Genomic DNA, 12,052 nt, shown 5'->3' with positions numbered 1-12,052 from the left:
CTAGTAAATCTAAACCTTCGGGTAACTGCCCTTTGGTAACCCCAGTTAGGGTAATGGCGCTGTTGTAGTTGATTCTCAAGTTGATGGAGTCAACTCCAGTAGCACCATTGAGGGTTACAGGGACTGTGATTGTTTCCCCTGGGTTACTGGTTAAATTATCTGGTATGGCAATAGAGAATAAGGAATTAATGGTTACTGGTACAGTGGAACCAGGTAATGGCTGGATATTAAATCTAGGGTCAACTATACTGAAGTTTGTACTTCCTGGTGAAGCGGTTTCTTTAACTTTAAAGGTGAAGATAGCAAGGCTACCTTCACCAGTACCTTGAGGTAGTGGTGAAGGCTGATCAAGACCTACTCTAATTCTGTCATTGATGAGAGAATTGCTTATAAAACCTGGAAAATTTCTTGTTACATCACCTCTCTCCACTCTGATGAACTCAACTACGTTGTTGTCGTAAATAATTGTAAAATTAAATGCTAATGCTCCCGTAGCATCATCGATCTTAACGGGTACTTGGATAGTTTGCCCTACTTTAACTGTCAGATCGGCTGGGATAAAAATATTTGGCATATGGTTTCTCCTAAATAGTCACGACAATTGATCAAAGATGAACTCAAAGATAGTAGAGGTGTTGCGGATTAGCAAGATGTATTTACTACTTTCTGGAACAAAGAATTTTTAGTAAAATCTCTACACATAAATATACTTACATTGACCAATGTTTCAGTAAATTGGTTGGGATTAACTCAGGAATATCAAAGGGATATATTTTTTGGTCACAATATTCCTCGCTCACCAAATCCTGAATCTGTGTACTCATCCTAAACAGGACTTAATTTACATATACGTTCAGAATTTCTGAACACTGACCCCATCCGATAGGGATAGCGTGGGGTCAGTGATGGAGAATTTAAACCAAATAGATGCGGCGGTAAAACCGCCCCATCTCAATCTTTAAATACCCCTATTAACCCAATGGTAATGGTGGTAGGAATGGGCTAGACAGTCCCACGGCTGCTCGTCGCACAGAGGTTGTATCGCCGGCGTCTAATCTTCCGTCCCCTGTAACGTCTCCTATAATCAGAGGATCAGTCACAGGGAAGGCTCTAAATCCTGTATCCAGTCCGACATTGACACGAGAAATTAAGGCCGCATCTGTAGAAAGATACTCTTGAGTTTTGGTGGTATCTCCTACTAATGCTACCAGTTGTACCGCACTGTCTCCTACTAAGCCCCCACCGGGAAGTATTTGCAGTACACCTTTAGCACCGTAGGTTGCAGTCTCTCGAACCCGAGCATCCAAGGTGATTAAGTCGGTACTAGCATTGAGGGCAGATCCACTCAGAGTAAACTCAGCTCGTCCTGTTAAAGGATCGATGGTGGGGTTAGAGGTGAAACTCCAACCGGATGCGACTACATTTGCGTCTGTCACAACCAGCAGGTCTGGGTCATATTGCAAAGTGAAGCTAATGTTGTCTACACCACCGGGGTTGGTGATGCGGATGGGTAGGGGAGCGAATTGACCCCCCCCAGCAGGTTTGTTTACCTCTTGACCGGGAGCACGGCTAAAGTCAGGTAAGGTGAGGACTGGTGCTGTGGGGCTATTGACGGTAAAGTTCTGAACGTAATTACCACCTGAGAAACCATCTTCATTACCATCGAGTAAGCGTCCATTCGTGGTAACGAAACCATCTCTACGGCTCTCCAGGGTCAGGGTGTAATTACCGGGTGCTAGAATGTCACCTGTTTTAACAAAGGTGAGGGTGTTGGCATTGCCTTGATCCCAAATGAGTGAACCATTGATGATATTTCCAGCACTATCGGTGAGGATGAGGTCTGGTAAATCAGTAACCGGGGCGAGTGGATTGGCTAGGTCTAATCCTCTGTACAGGTTAAGGACACCGAGATTCAGGTCATCGTTGAATGTCAAGACAAAGCCACTGGGGTTCGGATCAAAACTCGTGACTTTAAAGGTTTCACCTGCGATGATAGTATCCACCGGCACCACTGTTTGTGCACTGGGACTGGGGTTACCTGCGGTATCTTGGGCGGATGCTGCTGCTATAGCAACTGTTAAATCACCTGCAATGTCAGGAATAGGGGTGACTACTAAGGTGTAGACGTTACCGGTGACTTCGGTGAAGGTTCCCTTTGTACCGTTGGTGACTTCAATATCCGCGGCGGTAAAGTTCCTCACCGCTTCACTGAAGGTGAAGGTGTAGATGATGGGGTCGCCAGTTGCGATCGCCCCGGCTGCCAAACGATGCTGGTAATGGCGACTGTGGGGGCTATGGTATCGACTGCAAAGGTAAAGGGAGCGGATGTACCAATATTACCGGCGGCGTCGGTTTGGGAGGCGGTGATGGTTTTACCTTCTCCCTGGCCAATGGCGGTGAGGTTGGCTGCACTCAGGGTGTAGGTAAAGTCGCCATTTGCATCNTCATTGAGAATTGTCCCCGTAGCAGTAGCCGTGGTAATGATGGCGTTAGTAGCACCAGACAAAGTGACGGTAAAGGTTTCATCCGGTTCTACTACCGTGTCACCACTGACATTGACTGTAATTACCTGAGATGTTACCCCTGCAGCAAAGGTGACTGTACCTGATGGGAATACTCCGTCTACAAAGTCATCAGCACTAGCAGGGTTGTCACCTGTACCTGTTACCTCCCAGTTAACACTAATTGCACCTGTGGTGTCCCCGGCGCGGGTGACTGTGAAGGTAAATGGGGTAAGTCCTTCGTTACCTTCAGCTTGCTCGGCATTTAATGGGGCGATCTCAATGAAGGAGTCTAAGGTATCCACCGTAAAGGTAAAGGGAGCAGATGTCCCAGTATTACCGGCGGTGTCGGTTTGGGATGCGGTGATGCTTCTACCTGTTCCCTGTCCAATGGTCTCTAGGTTGGCTGCACTCAGGGTGTAGGTAAAGTTGCCCTGTCCATCCACTGCTGCAGTACCCAATACTTGCTGTCCTAAGAGGATGGTGACATTACCACTACGTGCTTCAGCAGTACCTACTACTGTGGTATCTCCTACTAATGCTACCAGTTGTACCGCACTGTCTCCTACTAAGCCCCCACCGGGAAGTATTTGCAGTACACCTTTAGCACCGTAGGTTGCAGTCTCTCGAACCCGAGCATCCAAGGTGATTAAGTCGGTACTAGCATTGAGGGCAGATCCACTCAGAGTAAACTCAGCTCGTCCTGTTAAAGGATCGATGGTGGGGTTAGAGGTGAAACTCCAACCGGATGCGACTACATTTGCGTCTGTCACAACCAGCAGGTCTGGGTCATATTGCAAAGTGAAGCTAATGTTGTCTACACCACCGGGGTTGGTGATGCGGATGGGTAGGGGAGCGAATTGACCCCCCCCAGCAGGTTTGTTTACCTCTTGACCGGGAGCACGGCTAAAGTCAGGTAAGGTGAGGACTGGTGCTGTGGGGCTATTGACGGTAAAGTTCTGAACGTAATTACCACCTGAGAAACCATCTTCATTACCATCGAGTAAGCGTCCATTCGTGGTAACGAAACCATCTCTACGGCTCTCCAGGGTCAGGGTGTAATTACCGGGTGCTAGAATGTCACCTGTTTTAACAAAGGTGAGGGTGTTGGCATTGCCTTGATCCCAAATGAGTGAACCATTGATGATATTTCCAGCACTATCGGTGAGGATGAGGTCTGGTAAATCAGTAACCGGGGCGAGTGGATTGGCTAGGTCTAATCCTCTGTACAGGTTAAGGACACCGAGATTCAGGTCATCGTTGAATGTCAAGACAAAGCCACTGGGGTTCGGATCAAAACTCGTGACTTTAAAGGTTTCACCTGCGATGATAGTATCCACCGGCACCACTGTTTGTGCACTGGGACTGGGGTTACCTGCGGTATCTTGGGCGGATGCTGCTGCTATAGCAACTGTTAAATCACCTGCAATGTCAGGAATAGGGGTGACTACTAAGGTGTAGACGTTACCGGTGACTTCGGTGAAGGTTCCCTTTGTACCGTTGGTGACTTCAATATCCGCGGCGGTAAAGTTCCTCACCGCTTCACTGAAGGTGAAGGTGTAGATGATGGGGTCGCCAGTTGCGATCGCCCCGGCTGCCAAACTGCTGGTAATGGCGACTGTGGGTGCTATGGTATCGACTGCAAAGGTAAAGGGAGCAGATGTACCAATATTACCGGCGGCGTCGGTTTGGGAGGCGGTCAGGATTTTACCTTCTCCCTGGCCAATGGCGGTGAGGTTGGCTGGTGTCAGGTTGTAGGTGAAGTTCCCCTGTGCATTTGCTGTGGCTAGACCCAATACCTGCTGTCCTAAGAGGATGGTGACATTACCTGGTTGAGCAGTACCTACTACTGTGTTATCTCCTGCTACCCCACTAACGATGCTATCTACACCACCGATGCTGGTAATGGCGACTGTGGGTGGTGAGGTACTAATCAACAGTTCTTGAGACTGGTTCGGTCCGATATTACCAGCGGCGTCGGTTTGAAAAGCCACCAAGTTCCGGGTTTCTTGACCAACTAGCTGACCGGGGGCGATATCCAAAGACCAGTTACCGCCTGGAACAACATTGGCTGTGCCGATATTTGTACCGCCAAGGGTCAGGGTAACTGTTGCCCCGCCTTCCCCTGTACCTGTGATGGTAAAGCCCGCTGCAGCCTCTGTGGCGTTGACAGCGTTATCCCCTGTTACCGGGTTAATAATCGGTGCTTCTGGTGGGGTGAAGTCTAAGGTCAACAATGATGGTTCATCAGCTGATAGTGGGTTACCTGCTATATCTTCAGATGTAGCCGTAACATTAATAAATCCCTCGCCCAAAGTACTCAAGTTAGCGGTTACAGTCCAGGCATCATTAGCTACTGTAGCAGTGCTTGTTACCTGGTTACCGTTGCTATCGGTAAAGACCACTGTAACTGTCTGACCTTCTGCCCCAATTGCAGTACCAGATATGGTAGTCGCAGCAGATTCACCAGCACTGAGCAAGGTATCAACAGGCGTATTAATGCTAACTGCTGTTCCATCCAGAATGACTGTCACACCCGCGATCTGGCTGAGATTAGGAGTGGGGAAGTCTGCCAATCCCACAATCCTGAGAGTACCGTTCCCTGTAATGCTCTTACCACTGGTTTGGGCGGCGGTTAAGGTCAGGGTTTGTTGAGCTTCTACCTCAAAGGCATCTACCACAGAGATATTGAACCCAGTTAAGTCTTCTACGGTTCGGACGATCGCCGTGACATTTAAATCAGGACTCAGACCTGAGAGGTCAGTGGCGGGGTTTACACCTGCGACTCTGACGACTCCTGTACCTGTGATAGTTTTACCACTGGCTTGGGTTCCACTCAAGGTGAGGGTTTGTCCTGCATTCACAGTGAACCTATCCACTGTACCCAGGTTATTGTTAGCACTAATATCTGTGGTTGTTGTAACAACGGCTGTGACATTTAAACCAGCACTCAGACCTGAGAGGTTTGTGGCGGCTGCTAAACCTGTGACTGTGACTGCACCTGTACCTGTGATGGTCTGACCACTGGCTTGGGCGGCACTCAAGGTGAGGGTTTGTCCTGCATTCACAGTGAACCTATCTACCGTACCCAGGTTATTGTTAGCACTAATATCTGTGGTTGTTGTAACAACGGCTGTGACATTTAAACCAGCACTCAGACCTGAGAGGTTTGTGGCGGCTGCTAAACCTGTGACTGTGACTGCACCTGTACCTGTGATAGTTTTACCACTGGCTTGGGTTCCACTCAAGGTGAGGGTTCCGGCATTGACCTGGAAGGCATCCACTGTACCCAGGTTATTGTTAGCACTAATATCTGTGGCTGTTGTGACAACGGCTGTGATATTTAAACCAGCACTCAGACCTGAGAGGTTTGTGGCGGCTGCTAAACCTGTGACTGTGACTGCGCCTGTACCTGTGATAGTCTTACCACTGGCTTGGGCGGCGCTCAAGGTCAAGCTTTGGTTGGCATTTAGTGTGACTGCGACATTACCAAGGTTGGTATCACCTCCTAAGGTCACGGACGGCGCGGCTAAACTAGCAGTAGCAGTACCAGCACCGGTAATCCTGCCGAGGTCAACCTCATCGCTGCCTAAACCAGTAATCGTCACTTGTCCAGCATTGGTAATTGAGCGATCGCTAGCTTGAGCAGCCGTTAAGGTCAAATTACCGGAGCCAGTGACAGCGAAGGTGAGAGTCTCCGCCAGGGTTGCTGCTGTCACATTCAGGGGCGCGTCAACTGCCAATCTCACTTCAGAGACGTTGATATTACTTAAATTTGCTGTGAGGTTAGCGCCGGGGTTAGTCAGGACTACAGTACCTTGCCCTGCGATCGCCGCTCCACTGGCTTGTGCTGCAGTTAGGGTGAGGGTTGCACCAGTTGCTATTAGAAGAGTGTTGTTGGCGAAATTCAGTGCTGTTGTATTAGGAATCCCCAGATTTTGGGAGAGAGTGATGTTGTTCGCACCTAGAGTAATGCTTGTCAGATCGCCTGCATTTGGCCCGGTCACAGCATCAAGTAGCTGTTGAGCCGTAAAAACTGTAATATCTGTGAGAATGATATCTGGTCTATAAACTTCTACATCACCGACCTGAAGTACTACACGTCTATCTGTTGCTGTAGGCAGAATTAGCAAACCACTCTCTATATCTGCTTCGGTTAAATCGACAAATTGAATGGTGGGGAAATTCACTCCACCTGCTTCAAAGTTCGCTCCAATACCTCTGAGATCAATTGCACCACCTGGGTCTGTCTCGGTGAAAGGATCATTAGGATCGGCAGCTTCTCCAATACCACCCCGGACTACATAGACGCCATCACCAGATAGTTCAAACCCCGCTGCTAATAACTGACGGAAGGCAGCAAGAGTAAAGTTACCACCAGAGTTAATGATCACCCTTTCATAATTTCTAGGAAAGAAGTCTGCCGTTGTGTACCAAACCTCGCCACCACTAATTCTAATGGTGTCAAAATCAGGACCTAGATCAAGGAAGCCATTTCTCAGAAGCAGTTTTTGGGAGGTAGGGTCATCAGATGCAGGAAACTTGAAACTGACCTCATCTGGTCCCGCTGCAGTATTAACCTGAAGCCCAGATAAAGTTATGAACGGACCATATGTTCTAGAACCCGCCTGGAAAATTTCAGCCTCGTCAAAATCGACATTTGATAGGTCAATGGTCAGTAGGTCACGAGCGCTTGTGCCGTTAACTATTAAGTTTCTGGCCTGAGACAGAGTAAGGACATATTCTGAAGAGTTTCTCAAGGTCAAACCAGTAAAGCCCAAAGTAGCCTCGGTTAAATTGATAATCCTTGATCCAATATTCGTAAAGAATGTGTTAGACCCAATCAACCCAGTTAACGCGAGAGTACCTGCTCCGGTGATGGTGGCGTTATTGACAGTATCCGCCGCCAGGGTCAAAGTTTGACCATTACCGATGACAGCACTGGAAACCTTACTAAAGTTATCTTCAATGGCGCTCAGTTTGCCGGTTCCCATGTTTTGGGTCTCAACGGCAACGGAACTGTCAGCTGCTGCACTCAGCAACCTGGTAATGACCGTTGCATTTGCAGTATTGTCATTAGTCAAGGTGAGATCGGTCAGACTTGACACCTTAGCCGCTTGGTTGGCAACCGCTGTTAGCTTGGCGCTATTCATACCACGGGCATTCACATCAGCAGATGCAACTACAGTGCTGCCTAGTAAGGTGGTAATTAGAGATGCAGAGTCAGAGTTGCTCAGGGAGAGGTTAGTCAGGTTAGAAACCTTGCCGATGGCGTCAGCTAAGGACTGATGCTGCCCTGAGTTCATGCCCTGTGCATTCACTGATACGGAATTTACAGCTACTGCATCACTGCCCAACAAAATCCCGATGGTGCCGGCGGAGTCAGAGTTGCTCAGGGTAAGGTTGGTGATGCTGCTGACCTTATTGATGTTGGTGGCAATGGCAGATAATATGTCACTGCCAATACCAGAGGCATTAATAGCAACCGTACCTGCTACAGTTGTGCTTGAGAGCAATCCATTGACTGTCCCTAGGGAGTTGCTATTATTAAGGCTGAGATTAGTGATACCGCCATCCTGAACCTGACCGATATTTGCTACCACAGACGCTAACTGGGCTTCAGTCATACCAGCGGCATTTACGGTGGCTGTCCCGGCTAAAGTTGTCTGCAGGAGTTCAACAATGTCCTGAGCTGAGTCGGCTGCAGTAATCAGTACCTGAGTTCTTACAGTGAACTGTTTCACTGTTGGCTGACTGATATTCCCTGCCACATCTGTTTGGGTAGCGGTGATGGTTTCTGCCCCTGGACCAAAGGCGCTCACATCTGCCTGTACGACTGCAATTGACCAATTGCCATTATTACCTACAACTGCGGTATTGCCACCTAGTAGAACCCGGTTACTGTCAAAGCTCAATGTCACTGTTGCCCCGGCTTGACCAGTACCCGTGATGCTAAAGCCATTTGCAGCCTCTTGGGCGTTAACAATGTCGTCTGGGGTAATGTTACCGATGGTGGGCGCTGGTGGTGGCACGGTAGCCACAGTAAGGTTACGGGTTGCTGCTGGGCTAGTATTGCCTGCTGTATCGGTTTGAGTGGCAGTAATCACCTCTTGTCCCTCACCCAAGGCTGTTATCTCCTGTGGTGTCAAGGCAATCGACCAACGATTATTAGCTGGTACAACAACTGTCTTGTCAGCAATACCGCTGCTGAAACTGAGTGTTAATCTTGCTCCAGCTTCCCCTGTACCTCTGATGGTAAACCCTGCGGTTGCTTCCGTGGCGTTGACAATATCATCTCCCGCAATGATATTAATTACCGGTGCAGGGGGAACCACCGTATCTACTGTGATGGAGCGACTTGTAGGTAAGCTGTCATTCCCTGCTGGGTCTGTTTGGGTAGCGGTGATGGTTTCTGGCCCTTGCCCAAAGGCGGTTACATCTGCGGCGGTTACCGGTACTGACCAATTACCATCACCACCTACCTGTACTGTTTTGTTGACGATACCGCTACTGAAGCTGAGTGTTAATGTCGCTCCGGCTTCCCCTGTACCTGTGATGGTAAACCCTGCTGCTTCCGTGGCGTTGACAATATCATTTCCGGAAATTACGTTAATGACTGGGGTCAGGGGGCGAACTGTATCCACCGTGAATCCCTGAGTCACCGTTGGGCTGACATTCCCTGCTAGGTCTGTTTGGGTAGCGGTGATGCTTTTTGACCCTTGACCAAAGGCGGTTACATCTGCGGCGGTTACCGGTACTGACCAATTGCCATCACCACCTACAGTCACTGTTTTGTCAGCAATACCCGTACTAAAGCTGAGTCTGACTGTTGCCCCAACTTCCCCTCTACCGGTAATTGCAAAACCACTTGCCTCTGCGCTGTTGACTATATTATCTCCGGCAATGGGGTTAATTGTGGGAGCAGCCGGGATCAAAGTATCTACCCTTTGCACAACTGGCTGGGGTGCAAGGCTGGGGTTACCTGCGGCGTCCTGGGCGGCTTCCCCTGCTACAGTCACTGTCAATTCCCCTTCAAAGTCAGCATCAGGGGTGACTACTAAGGTGTAGACGGTACCGGTGACTTCGGTGAAGGTTCCCTTAGTACCCCGAGTGACTGTAATATCATCAGCGGTAAAGCCCGTGACCGCTTCAGTGAAGGTGAAGGTGTAGATGATAGGACCAGTGGCAATCTCAGGAGCATTGCTGGTGATACTGACTGTGGGCTCAACGGTATCAACTGTGAATTGTTTGGTAACTGGTGCGCTGTCAATGCCATTCAGGCTCTGGGTGGCAGTAATAACCTCTGTTCCCTCGCCAAAAACATCTTCTACATCATCAAGGGTTACATTAACTGACCATGTACCATCACCACCTACAGTCACTGTGTTGCCAGCTGCTAACACACGACCGCTATCAAATACTAGGCTAACTGTGGCTCCAGGTATACCAGTACCTGTAATGTTAAAGCCTGCATCTGCGTCCCTAAAGTTGACTCTATCATCACCGGCGATCGTGTCGATAGTAGGGGTGGCTACTATGGTATCCGTCGGATCATCTGTAACTGTAATGATGACATTTGTGACTGCTGAGGTCAGTCCGCCTGCGTCCGTGGCGGTAATTCCCAAAGTAAAACTGTTTGGCTGGGTTTCAAAGTCATTGGCTGCAGCGGCTACACCTGCGACGGTCAGGGTAATTACCCCATTGTTGTCAATGGTGAAAAATCCATCCTCGTTACCACTAACAATAGCATACTCTCTGATACCAACGTTGTCAGTATTATTTAGGTTATCGCTTGCTGCCACTGTTGCCACCACGAAGCCCAAAGCTTGGTTTTCTTGGTAGCTAAAGGTTTGACCGGCTGTGATGGTAGGAGCAATACCGTCAAAGACGTCAAGGAAATTGTTGCTGAAGGTGTTGCCTGCAATGTTAACGGGTGTTGTAATTTGTTGTGCATCCCGCAGCACAACACCTACTTCCCAATCACTGATGGTATTACCAATGATGTTCAAGTTACCTGCAAAGGTGCCGTATTTAGCAGCATTAGGGGTACCATTTGCATTTATGAAAACCGGTTGTAAGTCAACAGCATAGTAAGCTGCAGCGTTGGGAGTGCCCTGTCCTCCCAAGAATTGGTTGTTGCTGACATTTACAGCACCTGGTAAGCTACCAGTGAGTGACAACCCAGTTGCTAAGGGGAAATTGTTGGTAATTGCTCCGGTATATGCCAGAGTATTACCCTGAATGGTCACACCGTTAAAGGCACCACGAATATCTATTAAGTGGGGCAGGTCTGTACTTTGAGGTGTATTATTTAACAGTGTCCCCAGGTCTTTGGTGATTGTATTATTCCTGATAATCAGGTTACTGCCGGAATGTCCGTTTTCTACACTGGCACTAGCGACGATCGCTGGGGTCGTTCCTGACCTATTCCCTGCGATTCCTCTACCGTCGGGGTCAGCATTAACAAAGTTATCGAAGGTGTTACCCTCAATGGTGATGTTGTCAAACTTAAAGTTGCTGGAGCCTTCACCCCACAACTGAATACCACCGCTGTTACCCTGGCCGCTATTACCTGCGATTAATACGCCGTTGTTGGTTCCTTTGATTTCAAACCAGTAGCCTGAATAGTATAGATTATTGTTATTGACACCGTTGTTAAAGGTGTTGTTTTGTATTCTGACATCGGTGAGGGATGACAGGTAAAGGTGGGCAGCCTGGGGGCGGTCAAAGGTGTTGTTACTGATGTCTGAATTATTCAGCCCAGCTAAATACAAGGCACCGCCGGCACCTTGACCACTCATGTCACCAATGTAGTTACCACTGATATTCCATCCAGTGACTACCGCTGGACCGTTGTAGTTGTTGGCATCTCCAAACCGAGGAGCATTGGCTGCTGTATACCCGGTAACGTAGCTGTTGAGCAGTTGAAAGTTATTAGGGGTTCCTTGCCAGGCTAAAGGACCATTGGCATGATCGAGTCTGAAACCATTGATGGTGACGCCATCGGCTGCTATTGTCACCTTACCGTTGATCAAGGCTTCGGAATTTGCCCTGGCACTTGCTGTTGCGGCACTACCCTGATTTGGTCCAATGAGAGTGATCGCCTTATCAATGCGGAAAGATTCTGCGTAAGTCCCCGATGCTACTTGAATGGTATCCCCTGCATTAGCAGCGGCGATCGCATCGGCGATGGTTCTGTAAGCGACCTCTTGGGTTAGGTTAGTGACTGGAAGATTGGCGATCGTTACGGAAGGAATCGGATCGACTGTAATACTAGGATTTGTTGTGGTGACTTGAAAATTAATTTCTGTGCCCACCTGAGGATTAAATGCACCACCAACCACTTGGAAAGGAACTCTGGCAAACACATTGCTTCCCCCAGGTGCGTTTAGATTAGTGATGGTGATGAAAATAAAATCTGTGGTGCTGGGATCATTATCTCCATTCTGAGCATCTAGTCCTGGTATCTTTCCAAAGTCGGGGTCTACTGTACCGCGCGGAATCAGAATATTATTGGTATCTATGGTAATTTGACTACTATTGTAATACAG

The 12,052-nt window shown here is 48.6% G+C and carries 3 protein-coding genes; all 3 read right to left on the bottom strand.

The window, feature by feature from the left end:
- Window positions 1-574 (bottom strand): cohesin domain-containing protein (locus IM676_RS18600; RefSeq protein ID WP_200988248.1); only part of this gene is annotated, 574 nt, incomplete at its 3' end.
- 397 nt (window positions 575-971) lie between these two features.
- Window positions 972-2,264, bottom strand: coding sequence for an Ig-like domain-containing protein (locus IM676_RS18595; RefSeq protein ID WP_200988247.1), 1,293 nt, complete (start codon window positions 2,262-2,264; stop codon window positions 972-974).
- Window positions 2,198-11,302, bottom strand: a complete 9,105-nt coding sequence (locus IM676_RS18590) for an Ig-like domain-containing protein (protein ID WP_449658008.1) — start codon at window positions 11,300-11,302, stop codon at window positions 2,198-2,200. Before IM676_RS18590 ends, IM676_RS18595 begins: the two co-directional genes overlap by 67 nt.
- Window positions 11,303-12,052 lie beyond the last annotated feature (750 nt).

The sequence above is a fragment of the Anabaenopsis elenkinii CCIBt3563 genome (assembly GCF_015245355.1).
Classification (GTDB): Bacteria; Cyanobacteriota; Cyanobacteriia; order Cyanobacteriales; family Nostocaceae; genus Anabaenopsis; species Anabaenopsis elenkinii.
Note: the sequence above shows the minus strand (reverse complement) of the source record. Positions and strands in the feature narration are given on the sequence as shown.